Annotated in this window: 13 protein-coding genes and 1 other annotated feature; of the genes, 12 read left to right on the top strand and 1 reads right to left on the bottom strand. The window is 48.6% G+C overall.

Going from position 1 to position 15870, the window contains the following annotated elements; translation table 11 throughout:
* The first annotated feature begins 92 nt into the window (after positions 1–92).
* The 11 genes from BLO51_RS10920 (at position 93) to BLO51_RS10870 (ending at position 14172) form a co-directional block, all read left to right on the top strand.
* Positions 93–1568 (top strand): protein adenylyltransferase SelO, encoded by a 1476-nt coding sequence (locus tag BLO51_RS10920; RefSeq protein ID WP_090671054.1) that lies wholly within the window; start codon positions 93–95, stop codon positions 1566–1568.
* Between the two features lie 78 nt (positions 1569–1646).
* Positions 1647–1911 (top strand) — a binding site (T-box leader).
* Positions 1912–1967: 56 nt separating this feature from the next.
* Complete coding sequence (locus BLO51_RS10915) at positions 1968–3863, top strand: arginine--tRNA ligase (protein WP_090671051.1); 1896 nt, start codon at positions 1968–1970, stop codon at positions 3861–3863.
* 167 nt (positions 3864–4030) lie between these two features.
* The gene (locus tag BLO51_RS10910) at positions 4031–4933 is read left to right on the top strand and encodes a class I SAM-dependent methyltransferase (RefSeq protein WP_090671048.1); all 903 of its coding nucleotides are present in this window, start codon (positions 4031–4033) and stop codon (positions 4931–4933) included.
* 2 nt (positions 4934–4935) lie between these two features.
* Positions 4936–6021, top strand: coding sequence for an ABC transporter substrate-binding protein (locus BLO51_RS10905; RefSeq protein WP_167670176.1), 1086 nt, complete (start codon positions 4936–4938; stop codon positions 6019–6021).
* Entirely contained in the window at positions 6011–7084 is a 1074-nt protein-coding gene (locus BLO51_RS10900; RefSeq protein WP_217266723.1) for a FecCD family ABC transporter permease, read from the top strand. The genes BLO51_RS10905 and BLO51_RS10900 overlap by 11 nt, the downstream gene beginning before the upstream one ends.
* A complete protein-coding gene (locus BLO51_RS10895; RefSeq protein ID WP_090671042.1) occupies positions 7081–7854 on the top strand; it encodes an ABC transporter ATP-binding protein in 774 nt (257 codons plus the stop codon). The genes BLO51_RS10900 and BLO51_RS10895 overlap by 4 nt, the downstream gene beginning before the upstream one ends.
* A 105-nt stretch (positions 7855–7959) precedes the next feature.
* Positions 7960–8691: a YwiC-like family protein gene (locus BLO51_RS10890; RefSeq protein ID WP_090671039.1), complete on the top strand. Its 732-nt coding sequence runs from the start codon at positions 7960–7962 to the stop codon at positions 8689–8691.
* 226 nt (positions 8692–8917) lie between these two features.
* The gene (ric, locus tag BLO51_RS10885) at positions 8918–9634 is read left to right on the top strand and encodes an iron-sulfur cluster repair di-iron protein (RefSeq protein WP_090671036.1); all 717 of its coding nucleotides are present in this window, start codon (positions 8918–8920) and stop codon (positions 9632–9634) included.
* Positions 9635–9776: 142 nt separating this feature from the next.
* Complete coding sequence (locus BLO51_RS10880; RefSeq protein ID WP_090671035.1) at positions 9777–10436, top strand: 4Fe-4S cluster-binding domain-containing protein; 660 nt, start codon at positions 9777–9779, stop codon at positions 10434–10436.
* Positions 10437–10481: 45 nt separating this feature from the next.
* Positions 10482–12407, top strand: a complete 1926-nt coding sequence (gene nrdD / locus BLO51_RS10875; protein ID WP_090671033.1) for an anaerobic ribonucleoside-triphosphate reductase — start codon at positions 10482–10484, stop codon at positions 12405–12407.
* 262 nt (positions 12408–12669) lie between these two features.
* Positions 12670–14172: a nitrate/nitrite transporter gene (locus tag BLO51_RS10870; RefSeq protein WP_090671030.1), complete on the top strand. Its 1503-nt coding sequence runs from the start codon at positions 12670–12672 to the stop codon at positions 14170–14172.
* Positions 14173–14238: 66 nt separating this feature from the next.
* Here the strand turns inward: BLO51_RS10870 and BLO51_RS10865 are convergent, their stop codons facing one another.
* Entirely contained in the window at positions 14239–14604 is a 366-nt protein-coding gene (locus tag BLO51_RS10865; RefSeq protein ID WP_090671027.1) for a group I truncated hemoglobin, read from the bottom strand.
* A 103-nt stretch (positions 14605–14707) separates the two neighbouring features.
* Here BLO51_RS10865 and BLO51_RS10860 point away from each other — a divergent pair, with 103 nt between their 5' ends.
* Positions 14708–15790 (top strand): TIGR04053 family radical SAM/SPASM domain-containing protein, encoded by a 1083-nt coding sequence (locus BLO51_RS10860; protein WP_090671022.1) that lies wholly within the window; start codon positions 14708–14710, stop codon positions 15788–15790.
* The last annotated feature ends 80 nt before the right edge of the window (positions 15791–15870 follow it).

Raw genomic sequence — 15870 nt, 5'->3', positions numbered from 1 at the left:
CAAACGCGCTGGAAAGTGTATAATAAACTGGTAGAAGTAAACACTAATGCGGCGGCCTTGTATTAATTTTTGAACGGTAAAAAGGAGATCCGATGACTGAGAACAAAGCAATTTTAGAAGCAGGATGGAATTTCGACAACAGCTATGCCCGTTTGCCGGAAACGTTTTATTCCAGGCTCGAACCGCCCCCTGTCCGCTCGCCGAAGCTGATCGTTCTTAATGAGCGGTTAGCGGCATCCTTGGGGTTGGACGCTCAGGCGCTGCGAGGTAGCGATGGCGTAGCGGTGTTAGCCGGTAACCGTATTCCCGAAGGGGCTTCGCCTCTTGCTCAGGCATACGCAGGGCATCAATTCGGGCATTTTACCATGCTGGGAGACGGTAGGGCCTTGCTGCTTGGCGAACAGATCACCCCCGATAATACACGGGTAGATATTCAGCTCAAGGGTTCCGGCCGGACGCCGTATTCCCGCGGAGGCGACGGTCGGGCGGCGCTTGGACCGATGCTGCGCGAATACATTATCAGCGAAGCGATGCATGGGCTCGGCATTCCGACCACCCGCAGCTTGGCGGTGGTGACGACCGGCGAGGAAATCATCCGCGAAACCGAGCTGCCCGGCGCGGTTCTGACCCGCGTGGCCGCGAGTCATGTGCGCGTCGGAACCTTTCAATACGCTGCCAATTGGGGCGACGTTGAGGAGCTCCGGACCCTGGCGGATTACACCATACAGAGGCATTATCCGGCGGCGGACGCGGCGGAGAACCGCTATCTTGCCCTGCTTCAGGAAGTGATCAAGCGTCAAGCTGCGCTGATTGCCAAATGGCAGCTCGTCGGCTTTATTCACGGGGTGATGAATACCGACAACATGGCCCTGAGCGGAGAGACCATCGATTACGGTCCTTGCGCCTTCATGGATGCCTACGATCCGGCAACGGTATTCAGCTCCATCGACGTTCAAGGCCGCTACGCCTATGGCAATCAGCCGTCGATTGCCGCATGGAATCTCGCACGATTGGCCGAAGCCTTATTGCCGCTGCTGCATGATGATGAGGATCAGGCTATCCGGCTGGCGGAGGACGCCATTTCCGGTTTTGTCGAGCTGTTCGGTCGTCATTGGCTCGCGGGAATGAGGGCGAAGCTTGGCCTCTTTAACGAAGAGCCGGAGGACGAAGCTCTGATGAAGGACCTCCTCGTCATGATGCAACAGCATCGTGCGGACTATACGAATACCTTCCGGGCTTTAACGTTCGATAAACACGAGGATTTGGCGTTCAACGGAACGGCGGAATTCGCCCAGTGGCACGAGCTGTGGCAGGCGAGACGGGGCAGACAGCAAGAGCCGCAGGACTCCTCGAAGCAGTTGATGCGCAGCAGCAATCCCGCGCTTATTCCACGTAACCACCGGGTAGAAGAAGCGCTGAATGCCGCGGTGGAACATGGAGATTACAGCGTGATGGAGCGGCTTGTGCAGGCTCTGTTGAACCCATATGCGCACTCTCCTGAGCAGGTGGAATACTGCACACTGCCCGCGCCATCCAACCGTCCTTACCGCACCTTTTGCGGCACGTGATCGTTTTGTATGGTTCTTGACAATACGTTCTAATTTAGGTATAACTACTTTTAAACATCATGCCACAAATTGAATAAGCCAACATAAATGAACGGGATAGTAGTTCAGGACGAACAGTCGCAGCGAGCCGGGGGTGGTGGGAGCCGGTACGTTGGTCTTGGATGAAGCGGACCCGGGATATGATTTGCCGAACCGAATTCGTCAAGCAGGCTTCAAGCCTTCGGGACGACGCGCAGTAGGCCGATCCGGTCAAGGACCGTTACACGATTAAGCGGTGAATCGCCATGTTGGCGATTTGCACATGGAGTGGTACCGCGGGAAGCAATAGGCTCTCGTCTCTTTTTGGAGACGGGGGTCTTTTTTTGTTTTTCCATATTTATACATCGGGAGGTTGGGAAAATGATTCATAAGCAGCTTTATCAAGCGCTCGAAGACATTGCGAAGCAGCTTCTTCAGGAAGCAGGGCATGCCGTATCGGAAGAGCTGTCGATCGTGATTGAACATCCGGCAAATGACCAGCACGGGGAATACAGCACGAATCTGGCCATGAAACTGGTGCGGGTGCTCAAGCAAAACCCATTGACAATCGCTAACGAAATCAAGGCGAGGCTCGTTAATCATCCGGGGCTTACGGGATGGTTCGAACGTATTGAAGTCGCTTCGCCGGGTTTTGTGAATTTGTTTATCCATTGGGAGCACTGGATCATTAACTCGCACCGCCAGGATGCCTTCCAGCCGGAAAATGACCGCAAAAAAGTATTGATCGAGCATACGTCGATTAATCCCAATAAAGCGGCGCATATCGGGCATTTGCGGAATTCGTGCATTGGCGATACTTTGGCAAGAATGCTTAAGCGAGCGGGCCATCAGGTCGAGGTTCATAATTACATCGACGATTTGGGCAACCAACTGGCCGATACGGTTGTTGGAGTATTGCGGACGTCAGTACAGCAGCAGCATTCCCGGTTCGGCGATTTTTGTTGGGACGTCTATGCGGAAATCAACCGAAAGTATCGCGAACAGCCTGAGCTGGAGCAAGAGCGGGCGAATGTATTGCATCATTTGGAGCTAGGTCACAACAATATCGCCTGGCTCGGTTTGCTGGTCGCAGAGCAAATGGTCAGGGAGCATCTGGATGACATGCGGCAGTTTGGAATTGATTATGATGTATTGGTGTGGGAAAGCAGCATTGTTCGTGAAGGCTTCTGGGAGGAGACGTTTAAGAGGCTGCAAAAAACTGATCTGTTCCGGCAGGAAAGCGAAGGCAAGCTGGCTGGTTGTTGGGTACTCAAGCAAAGGACGGAGGAGGCCGACCCAGCCGAACAGACGGAATTTCAAGGTGACAAGGTGCTGGTGCGATCCAACGGGATACTCACGTATACGGCCAAAGATATTGCCTATCACCTGTGGAAGTTCGGTTTGCTCGACAAACAATTCCGCTATCAGTCCTTCGGCGACGGGGTGTGGTCTACGCATTCGCGAGGAGTGGAGCAAGACATTGGGCGAGCGGATATGGTCATCAATGTAATCGATCATCGCCAGGAGTACCCGCAGCAGATGGTGAAGCAGGCTCTGCAGGCATTGGGATACGATAAGCAAGCTGCTGAGCTGCGACATGTCAGCTATGGGGTGGTGTCACTGAGCCGGGCAACAGCCGAAAGTCTCGGCATCGACACGTCCGACGGCAGGTCATCATATCCCATGTCCGGGAGACAGGGGATCGGCATCAAAGTGGCGGATCTTGTGGCGCACATGGAAGCGGTCATCGAAGCTAAGCGTTCGCAGCACGAAGGCTTGGACAGCCGCTCGATCGCTGCGGCAGCGATCAGGTACTATTTGCTTAAATTCCATTTGCAGACGGAAGTGGTGTTCGATTTGGAACAGGCAACGGAGGTGTCCGGCAATACCGGCGTGTATTTAATGTACTCTTATGCCAGGGCATGCAGCATTCTGGACAAAGGCCGTTCCCTGACGGACACAGGGATGAACGACATCGCCGCGATAGCAGCATTTCCGGCCGAGAAGGGTCTTGCGCCGCAGGAATATGCGGTTCTCAAGCACCTCGCTTACTGGCCGGAGACATTGGAGGAGGTCGTTACCGGCTTGGCGCCAAATCTGCTTTGTACGTACTTGTATGAGCTGGCGTCACTTTTCAACCATTTCTATGCGATGTGCGAGATTCTTAAGGCGGACGAAGAGACGCGGCCGTTCCGTCTATGGCTGGCCGGGCGGTATCGCGATACGATGCACGACGGGCTGTCTATCCTCGGCTTGCCTGCACCGAACCGGATGTAGGCTCGATATGTGATAGAGTCGTACAAATGTTCCCGGTGGTTCACAATATCCTTTGACTTATGGAAATAAAATTAAATATAATTAATTATATCTAAACATAATTAATCATAACTAATTCCATGTTAAAGTGCGGATAATTACATGAAATAAATCTATTTAGTATTAATATGTATGATGTGATTCATACCGACAATGGAGTTGAAAGGGATGTGGATGGAATGGCCGGGATCATCAATTGGGAAAAGATGCTTGAACTCGCTTATGGCAAGACAACGGATGACAAGGACGTAGATCCGGCTAAGTTTTGGGATCAGTTCGGCTATATGTATGACAAGATGTCCAGAATGGAAAAAAGTTATACGAAACATCAAGTGGAGGCTATGATCCTGGACCCCCATGACCGTGTTCTGGATGTAGGCTGCGGGACAGGAAGATTGTGTGTGCCGATCTCCAAAAAAGTGAGCAGCGTCACCGCCATCGATGCATCTCCGAACATGTTAAGTTATGCGAGAAAATACGCCGAAGAAGAGCAGGCGGATAATATTCATTTTCATCTGTTGGATTGGAATAACGAAAGCGAAATAAACCAATTAGAACAGCATGATGTTGTTTTTGCATCACGCACCGTTGCGTTAAAAGATATTAAGAGACTAAATCAGCTTGCTAAAAAATATGTCTTTCTTTTGAGCTTTGCCAATGGGCCGTCCTTAAGATCGATACAATTGGATTTATTTCGTGGAGTAAGAGGCAATTTACAGCTTGATTTCAAAGAAAACCGCCAGCTCGGGTATAACATTCGGTTTAATATGCTGTACGACTTGGGGATTGATCCGAGCGTTGTCATCGTGAAAGACGGGTTTGAAAAAAGCTTTCGGAATAAAATAGAAGCCTATGATGATTTAAGAACTTTAGGAACGGTGGACGAGGATCAAGAACAATTATTCAGGCAAAATGTAGACAAGTATTTGATCGAAGGTAAGGACGGTTCCGTTCGGTTTCTAAGAGAAACCTCCACTTATGTCATGTGGTGGAAGCCTGAAGACGTGGATTTTCAATACGAAGGAGTCTAATGATGAGAAAAAGAAAGTTGAACATCATGCTATGGTTTCTTGCCATAACGATTGTTGTAGCGGGATGTGCAAAATCAACGGCGACGAACCATGCAGACGCTGATGTTAAGGTTGCTGAATCCAAACATGATGCGAATGCAATGACAACCAAAAAAGTCGTCAGTATGTCGGGGAAAGAAGTCGAACTGCCTGGCAAAATAACAAGAGTCGTCAATACCTGGCCATCGTCTGCAACCATGATGATTTTCTTAGGAGCCGGCGATAAATTAGTAGGCGTACATAAATACGTGAAAACATTGCCCTTTAACAAGCTTATTTATCCGAACCTGGAGCAAATTCCAACAGCAGAAGATAATGCCGAGGAATTGCTAAAGCTGGACCCGGAAGTAATCATAACCGCCGGCGATGAAAATATAAAAAATTACGCCCAAGTTGGTTTAAAGGGTGTAAATCTAATGTTCAACAATTATAAAACAATGAAAGAATCCGTTTCTGCTTTAGGCGATATTTTAGGCGATGATTACAAAAGTAAAACAGATCAATTGGTCGCCTACATTGACGCAAATTTAAAAAAGGTTCAAGACACGTTCAAAAACTTGCGGGAAGAAGATAAACCGTTAGTTTATTATGCGGTCGATCATATGTACTCAACAACAGGTGCCGGAACCATTATGGAAGAATGGGTGACCAACGGCGGAGGGAGATTTGCAACCTCTGATTTGGGGAAAGGCATGCGGGTGACCGTGACCCCGGAAGATATTTTAAAGAAAAATCCCGACATCATCGTCGTGAGTGGCGGAGAAGGGAGCAAGAAGGTTGTACAGAGCTTCAAAACAACTCCGGAGTGGAGTGAAATTAAAGCGGTAAAAAACAATAAAATATTCGTAATCCCATCCGGGTGTTTTGCTTGGGACCGCTTTGGGGCAGAAAGCGCATTGCAAATTTTGTGGGCGGCAGCTACGCTCCATCCCGATTTGTTCGTGATGGATATGAAAGAGGAAACAAGAAAGTTTTACAAACAATATTCGAATTTCGACATGACCGACCAGCAGTTGGAGCAACTGTTAAAAGGGGAAGTTGTTAAATAAAAAACCGGGTGAGCAGAAGATGGAAGCGATAACGCAAAAGGCTGATTCATTCAGCAAGGTTAAAGATTACATGTTTTTTTTAACGCTATGGCTCTTGCTGTTTGTCCTTTCGATCACAGCGCTTTGCTTAGGGCGATATGGCATTCCGATTTCGGATGTCCTGGATGTTTTATCGTCGAAGCTGCTTGGAAAGCCGTCAAATGTAAATCAAACCATTGAAAATATTATTTTGAATTTAAGATTGCCCAGGATCATCGCTTCCATCGTGATCGGGGGTTCACTGGCATTGGCTGGGGCCGCTTACCAAGGGATTTTTAGAAATCCTTTGGTTTCCCCGGACATTTTAGGTGTTTCTTCCGGTGCAGGGCTAGGGGCTGCTTTGGCGATTCTTTTTCATTTGGGAACATTCGGTTTACAAATCTCCTCCTTGGCCGGAGGCATATTGGCCGTTATGATCACAAGCGCGATTCCGAAGTTCATGAAAAATAGCTCAACCATCATTCTGGTCTTAGGGGGAATCATCGTTAACGGAATGATGGTTTCCTTACTAGGGTTGGCCAAATATATGATGGATACGGAGAATAAGCTTGCCGAGATCACCTATTGGCTTCTGGGCAGCTTAGCCAAAATCTCCAAGGGCGATATAATGATGATCTCCATTCCTATGGTGGTCTCGATGCTGCTGCTGCTGGCCATCCGATGGAGAGTCAATATCCTTGCTTTAGGAGAAAGCGAAGCTAAAAACTTGGGCGTCAATACAGAATTTTATCGCGGTCTCGTCATCGTACTATCTACAATTTTAACCGCTTGTGCCGTATCTGTTAGCGGAACCATCGGTTGGATCGGGCTAATCGTCCCTCATTTGGGACGGATGTTGATCGGGCCGGACAATAAAAGGTTATTTCCTCTTTCTATCATCATAGGAGGAGGATTTTTGTTACTGATTGATACGCTATCAAGAATCGTTTCTCCGGCAGAATTGCCCATCAGTATTTTAACGGGACTTGTGGGAGCGCCCTTTTATTTTTGGATTCTCCATAAACAAAGGATGAACATGACATGAAACTTGAAGTGAACAATGTAAGTTTTTCATTTAAACAAAAGAAAGTTTTTTCCAATGTATCCTTTAGCCTGAACGAGGGGGAGATTCTTTCGATTTTGGGACCCAACGGGTCAGGCAAGTCTACCCTGTTGAACTGTATAGCGAGACTGCTTAAAGGGGAACAGGGGGATATTTTCCTTGATGGAAAATCTATTTATGACTATACCATGAATGAATTTGCAAGAAATATTGGCTATGTTCCTCAAAATCATACGCCTGCCTATGCATTCACGGTCAAGGAATTCGTTGTCATGGGGCGCTCGCCGTATATCTCGGCATTTTCGATGCCATCCGACAAGGATTACAATATGGCACTTGAGGCCATCGAGATGATAGGGATCGGTCATTTGTTAGCCAAGCCGTATACGGAGCTTAGTGGCGGAGAGAGACAGCTGGTTACCATTGCCAGAGCCATTGCCCAGCAATCCAAAATCATATTAATGGATGAACCGACCTCACAGTTAGATTATGGAAATCAGATTCGAACCATTGAAATCATAAAAAAGCTAGCCCACAAAGGCTACGGCATCATCATGACAACGCATACGCCGGATCATGCCATATTGTTGAACGATAAAATCGGAATCATGGATAAGTCAGGCCAATTTGAATGTGGCCATGCCACAGATATTTTAAACGAAGAGAAGCTGAAAGAAATATATAACATTAATTTGAAGCTCGTGTATTTAAAGGAAGTCGATAGAATGGCCTGTGTAGCCGGAGGGATCTAAAAACATTCTCGCGATCTGCAAGGCATGTGCATAATATCATAGAGCGGATGGGGGCGATAATTATATGATGGTTGTGCAATAAGGTGCGAGAGGAGCGACTGTCCCATGAAGAAGCGAAGTATAGTGATTCCTCATGAACACGGCGGTTGGGCCATGGTCAGTGTTCCTTTTCTGCTCGGCATGTTCGCCGGGAAGCCGCAGTTGATGCATCTGCCGTTATTTATGGGATGGCTGCTTCTCTATCTATCGTCTTATCCTTTTCTTCAATCCATGAAAAATAAAGCGAATCGGCGGGATTGGATCAAATGGGGGACGATTTACGGTTTGCTTGCGGCTTGTTGTTTGGCGCTGCCGCTTCTCAGCCATCCGGCGTTGCTCTATTTCGGCCCGCTTCTTCTTGTGCTGCTTTCGGTCAACATATGGCATACGAGACACAAATCCGAAAGGGCACTGATTAACGATCTTTGCGCCGTCCTCCTATTCAGCATCGGGGGAGCCGCCGCTTACCTGGCAGGCGGGGGAGGATGGGACCGGATGATGGCGTCGGTCGTTCTGTTCTGCTTTTTGCATTTTACAAGCAGCGTCTTTTTTGTGAAGGCGGTATTCCGCGAAAGAGAAAACAGACGCTGGGTCGCTTACACCCGAGTGTATCATGGTCTGCTCCCATTCGTCCTGTGGGCGGGGGGCTATCCGTGGATGATCCTGGCTTATGCGTTTTCCGCTGCACGGGCTTTCGCTTTCGCAGGCAAACCGATTCGTCCTTGGAAGGCGGGAATTATTGAAATTGTGGGTGCGGTGCAGTTTGTCATTCTTTCCGCTGCGATCATTCAACGATGAAAGGTGAGAAGGATTGTTGAATCAACTTCGTTTTCTGGATGAAGTCCAAGTTTTGTTGCTTACCGGCAACGAACCTTGGACTTTTCATTTTTGGGCCAGGAAAGACGCGGAACGAGAGCCGAAAAAAACGTGATTGCAAACACAGTAGGCTTACGCTCGTTGCACTACAATTGAGACAAGCACATGATCGCTGGATAAACGGTCATGTCAAAAGGAGGTCAAACCAATGAGCATTACTTTTAACGGTTCCGAAACGATCGGACAAATCGTGACCGCGTTTCCCGGGTCCAGCAACTTGTTTCAGGAGCACGGCATCGACTTTTGCTGCGGCGGAGGCCGCCCCCTGACAACGGCGCTAAGACAGAAAAACATCGAGGAAGAAGCTTTCATCGAAAAACTGAATCGGTTCTACGCGGAAGCGAACAAAAGAACCGATCCTAACACGGACTGGAGCAAGCTCTCGTCGAGTCGGTTAATCGATCATATCGTCAGCACCCACCACGCGTATTTGCAACGAGAGCTCCCTGTGTTAAGCGAATTCGTCACCAAAATTTTGCGGGTACACGGTCTGGAACGCCGCGAGCTTGCCAAGCTTCACATGCTTTTTCATCAGATGAAAATGGAGCTTGAGCAGCATTTGATCGCCGAGGAGGCGACTGTCTTTCCGCTAATCAGGGAATGGGAGAACAATCCGGCCTCATCCCTTGCGGAGAAAACGGCGAATGTGATAAGGGAGCTTGAGGCGGATCACAGCGGCGTCGGCAATCTTCTGCACGAGATGAGAGCCGTCACAAGCGATTACGAGCTGCCGGCCGGCGCGTGCCGGACTTACACGCTGGCGTTCCACAAGCTGCAAGAGCTCGAATCAGATTTGTTCCAGCATATCCACTTGGAAAACAACATTCTTTTCCAGCGCGTGAGCCATCCCGCTAACAAATCATAACAAGTGGATTTCCAAGAAGAGGTCGTCTAGGGAAGGCGATCTCTTTTATGTGACTCGAATCACCGAAATATACTACATATGGTGATAAAATATTTTCGATAACACAACAATTAGTTTCTTGAGAGAGGAGGCTAGTGGGGAAGTGCTAAGATTTTATCCAAGCATGATTCGGACTTTCGACGATCTGCCGGGGAACACCTCTTTATTGATTCATTCTCTTGCCGGCTGTAATTTACACTGCTTCGGGTGCCATAACTATGATGAATTGGTTGCAGCCAAGCATGAGCATGATTTATTGGCGAACGATATTTTGCAACAAATCAAGATGAACGGATATTTATTCGATGCCGTCATCTTCAGCGGCGGGGAGTTTTTAATGGGGAACCTCGCAGAAATTTCCTTGTTTCTTGCAGAACTGAGGAATCGGTTCCCGGGTAAAATCATCATTAACACGAACGGCACTTTTCCTGAGAAAATACGTCATTTGCTGGAGAGAGAGCTGGCTGACGGGATTCATATCGATATGAAATTACCGTACCATGCTTTTGATAAGAACGCTGATATGGCCGCCTATCAATCTGTTCTCGGCGTCGTTCCCACCCCTGCGCTGATTCAAAACATGATGTCGGCGATCCAATTGGTCGTTCGGCACAATAGTCCTTTCAGTCAGGTGCGCACCGTAAAATATCCTGTTTTAAGCGAGGAGTATTTTGAACAAATTCGCAGCTATGTCGAGGAGCTGAAGGAGCGTTACAACAGCGAGGTCGTGTATAAATTAAATGAGTTTTATTTTCCGGCTTGAACGGGACAGAATCAAAATCATTCGTAGTCAGGGAGGAACAGATGAATGTTTAATCATTTTAAGGAAATCATCGAAAAATTCACCTCGGAGGTGGAAGACAAAAAATCGGACTATTTAAAACGCGAGAATAGCAATTTCGTTTACTCTTTGCCCCTGCTGCGCCACAATCTTACAAACTTTGCCGAAGAGGAATTTTTGCTTTCACACATATTGCCATCCAAACTGACGGAGCTCTATAAAGAAGGCGTTGTATACATACACGATAAGCAATTAAGCCCATACTGCATGAGCGTCGGATGCAAAGATATCGCGATGATGGGAATCCCCAATTTGGCCAAAAATATGCTGTCCTCCAAACCGACGAAAAAGCTGGATGTGTTGTTAAGACACGTTAGCAACGTCATCGTTCTGATGTCGCAGCAAGTATCTGGCGCGGTTATGTTGTCTCAATTGACAACCATATCTGCATCCTACCTGTACTTTGAACAATTGGATAGCGGTAAAGCGTACTCGGATCACGAGCTGAAGCAGTTGTTTCAAGGCTTGATATGGGAAATGAACATGCCATTGCGCGGAGGTTCGCAATCCGCATTTTCGAACATCACGATGGAATTCGGCAAACCGTCCGAGGAAATCAAAAACGAATACGTCATGATCGGAGGCGTTACCAAAAATATCAAATATAAAGATATTCCGCCTATCTATTTTGACCGGATCAACAAAGCGATTATCGATGTGATGAAAGAGGGGACGGGAACAGGGATTCCGTTTACGTTTCCTTTAATTACCGTTCAAATTGACGATCACTTTAATTTACAGGACGAGCTGTTTCTGTACTTGCTTGAGCAAATGTATTATTGGGGCGGCGTCTACTTTGAAAACTTCCGGACGAAACCGTTTGAAAACGAATATTACAAAAAACTCAACCCTTTGTTGAAACCGCGTGATCCGGAAGCGAGCCGTAGTTTATGCTGCCGACTGCAGATCGATTTGTCCGTGCTTTCAAGGGCCGGAAGCGGCATTTTTGGCAGCTCTACCGGATCGACCGGCGCCGTGCAAGTGTTGAATCTTAACTTGAATCGAATGCTGATGGAGTTTGGACATAACGAAGCCGTACTTCTGTATAACATCAGAGAGGTTCTGGAACTTATGCAGCAAGGCCATCAGGCAAAAAGGGCATGGATCGAGAGAAACAAGGAGCTGTACCCGACGTTTTTCGCCTTCAACAAGGATCTGAAAAACTATTTTAATGTATTTGCCGTGACCGGTATGCACGAGGGATTGCATAATATGGGCTTTGAAGGCGGATTGTTGAATGAGGAGGGCAAGAGGCTGGCTCATCGTCTCATGCAAGCGATGACGGACATCATCAATGAGTTCATCGTGCGGGATAAAGTGGCCTGCGGGATTGAATATGCTCCTGGGGAGAACGCCGCGATCAAGCTCGCCCGGCATGATTTGAAATGGGGGAAACAGCATGGGCGGGATGTCTATGTTCAGGGCAGCGGAGATAACGTATACCTGACGTCCGGGTGCATGCTTCCGTTCAGCGAGGAAGACTTCCTCAAACAAATCGAAAACAGTGCGGAATTTCAGGCATACGCCACCTCGGGAAGCATTCTCCATCATTTTTTGGAAAGCAAGCTTGCACCGGGCCAACTTGCGCAATATCTCAGTAAAATATTTGAAAAACCGATTAACTATATCACGCTTACGCCTACCCTTACAAGCTGCTTAAGCTGCAATCGGCAATTGGTGGCGCAGGATGGAAAGCATATGGGGAGCTGTCCGGTTTGCGGCAGTGACGATATCGCCACATTCAGCCGCGTGATCGGTTATGTAAAGATGATATCCCGAAAAAACATCAAGGTGGATAACGAAGGATGTTATCACGGGGAGTTCAACTTCTGGAGCAAAGCGAGAAGGTTTGACTGGAATACGAGAAAGAGAGTTAAGGTTGAAGAGCTGTAACCTATGAACTGCGCACGTGGCAGCCTTCCTGCGAAGAAAACAATCATCTGGGAACAAGGTAACGGGATACCGGTTTCGAATATTTTGTGTCCATTTTGTGAAAATGAATCATTTTACACTGGATAGTTACGGTTCATGATGATTAAAATCACAGTGATGCAATGACGAGAAATGTTATTTTCAGAATGTTCCTTAATGAAAAGAAACGAGCTTTATGAACATTTGGAACGATGACAATTGACTAAGAGTGGAGGGAAATAGGATGGATGTTCGAAAGCTCCAATTGCCGTTGCAAACGGTAAGTCTCATTCTCGGTTTTGCTGTGTGGGTGATTCTGTCTTCACTCATGCCTTTCATCAAGTCGGACATCCCGATGACCCCAGGACAGCTGTCTTGGGTAACGGCCGTGCCCGTGATTCTGGGTTCGATTCTGCGCATTCCGATCGGTTTCTGGACGAATAAATACGGTGCGAGAAAGCTGTTCGCCATCAGCTTTGTTCTGCTGCTGCTTCCTGTCTATTATGTGAGCCAGGCAACGACGTTCGTCGATCTGCTCATCGGCGGTTTTTTCCTCGGCATCGGCGGTGCCGTATTTTCGGTCGGCGTTACCTCGCTGCCGAAATATTATCCGAAGGAAAAGCACGGTTCCGTGAATGGGCTGTACGGCATCGGCAACCTTGGGACGGCAGTGTCGGCGTTCGGCGCTCCCGTTATCGCAAGCTCGATCGGATGGTCGGCCACCGTCCAACTGTATTTGATTCTGCTTGCCGTATTTGTCCTCCTTCATGTTTTTCTCGGCGACCGCAAGGAGCCGAAGGTCGTGACCCCGGTGCGGGAGCAGATGAAGGAAATCTACCGCAATCCGCGGCTATGGGCGATCAGCCTGTTTTATTTTATCACCTTCGGCTGCTTCGTCGCATTCACGATTTATTTGCCGAATTTTCTCGTCAGCCACTTCCAATTGGCCAAGGCGGACGCGGGCTTCCGAACGGCTATGTTTATCGCGATCGCGACAGCGGCACGGCCGATCGGCGGATGGCTGGGCGACAAGTTCAATTCTTTCGTCATTCTGATGTTTGTATTTGGCGGGCTGACCTTATCCGGCATCTTGCTTTCCTTCGCGCCGGGCATTCAGCTTTATACCGTCGGTTGTCTGCTGATCGCGGTTTGCGCAGGGACGGGAAACGGCACGATTTTCAAGCTGGTGCCTCTCTATTTCCTGAAGCAGGCCGGGCTGGTGAACGGTATCGTTTCCGCCATGGGCGGCCTCGGGGGATTTTTCCCGCCGCTGATTCTCGCTTCGCTTCTCAGCTTGACGGGCCATTATGCAATCGGATTCATGGCCTTGTCCGAGTTTGCTTTGGTCAGCCTTGTCCTTGTGTTTTGGATGTATTACCAAGACCGGCTTCGGTTGGCTACGGAAGTTATTGAAAATACGGCGGAAGCCATTCTTATCACAGATTTGAAGGGCACGATCCGGCAGGTGAATCCGGCGTTCACCAAAGTGACCGGCTATACGCAGGAGGAAGTCGTTGGGGAAAATCCACGCATTTTAAAATCAGACAAACAGCCGTCGGATTTTTATGCCGCGATGTGGAACACGATCAAAGAGAAAGGCTTCTGGCAGGGCGAAATATGGAACCGGAGGAAAAACGGCGAAGAGTACCTGCAATGGCTTACGATCAGCGCAATTAAAAACGACGCCGGCGAAGTAAAACATTACGCGGGGATGTTCAGCGACATTTCTGAGCTGAGAAATAAATAAAAAAGAAACTGAGAAAGCTTCGGACCCATGCAAGTCTGTGGTCTTTCTCAGCTTTCTTGTCATTCCCTATTTATACAGCACATCGTCTTTTACTTCGGCAACATGAGATAAGGCTTGCTCGATTTCCGGCTCGCTGACGCCGAAATGTGCAAGTGAATCATGCAGATGCTTAACGATGGCGTTAAAGTGAACCGGTTGCAGGTTCATGCCTTCATGAGCTTTGGCCATGGTTTTTCCCGAGTATTGGTTCGGCCCCCCTAACGCAAAACTGATAAATTTGGTCTGGTGGCGCCGTTGTTTTTCCATATCGGTGTTCTTAAAAAACTCGTTCACCGTATCATCCGCCAATACAAGCTTATAAAAATAATCGACGACTTTGGAAATGGCCTGTTCTCCGCCAATTTTCTCGTAAAGGCTTTTCGTCGTTTCCATGGGAAACCTCCTGAGTCACAATATGTCAACAAATAGGATGCTTCGGATCAATAAAAATATTCATGCTTTCTCTCCAGATTGCAAATGAAAAGGAGGGATTTTATTGAAGCCCCTTATCCAAGAAAGGAATTACAGCGAGAACCCGTTCATCGTCATATGGGAAGTCACCCGGGCCTGCGCTTTGAAATGTCTGCACTGCCGCGCGGAGGCACAGTATGGAGCGGACCCTGGACAGCTGTCTTTTGAAGAGGGGAAGCAGCTCATCGACGAGATCGCCAAGATGGATCATCCGCTATTCGTTTTTACCGGCGGAGATCCGTTAATGCGTCCCGATCTGTTCGAGCTTACCCGCTATGCGATCGAAGAGAAAGGTCTTCCCGTCTCCATGACGCCTAGCGCCACACCGAAGGTGACGCGCGAAGCGGTCCGGAAGGCGAAGGAAGTCGGGCTGTCGCGGTGGGCGTTCAGTCTCGACGGCTCCTGTGCGGAGATTCATGACCATTTTCGCGGAACGAAGGGTTCTTATGATCTGACCATGAGAGGGATCGAATACTTAAAGGAACTGCAAATCCCGGTTCAGGTGAATACGACTGTATCTCAATACAATCTTCATGATCTGGAAGCGATCGCGGACAAGGTCAGGGAGATGGGAGCCGTGCTGTGGAGCGTATTTTTCCTTGTGCCCACCGGACGCGGGATGGTGAAAGATATCATCACCCCGGAGCAGCACGAAGAAGTGATGAAGTGGCTGTGTCAGATTCAGCAAAAGATGCAGTATGGCGTAAAAGCAACGGAAGCGCCGCATTTCCGGCGGGTTCTCCTGCAGGAGAAGCAGCGTTTAGGCGGGCATGTTGCGAAACGCCCGGATCTTCTCGGACGCGCGCCAAAGGGGGTAAATGACGGAGACGGGTTTGTGTTTATCAGCCATACCGGGGATGTTTACCCAAGCGGATTTTTGCCTGTCGTATGCGGCAATGTCCGGGAGCGGCCGCTAACGGAAATTTATCGCAGCTCTCCGGTCATGACCGCATTGCGCGACAAATCGCGGTTAAAGGGCAAATGCGGGGTTTGTGAATTCAAGGCATTGTGCGGAGGTTCGAGGGCGAGAGCCTATGCCGTGACCGGAGATTATCTGGAAAGCGATCCTTACTGCGCTTATGTACCCAAAGCCCTTGCCGCGGAGTGATGAATGTTTTTTGAATAAAATCCCCTTCTCGGGTCGGACTTGTGACTTCCGTCACAGTCAATAGAGTGAGGGCAATGCTT

Source organism: Paenibacillus tianmuensis, from assembly GCF_900100345.1.
GTDB lineage: Bacteria > Bacillota > Bacilli > Paenibacillales > NBRC-103111 > Paenibacillus_G > Paenibacillus_G tianmuensis.
The sequence above is the reverse complement of the archived record's forward strand: the minus strand, read 5'-3'. Positions and strand labels throughout refer to the sequence as shown.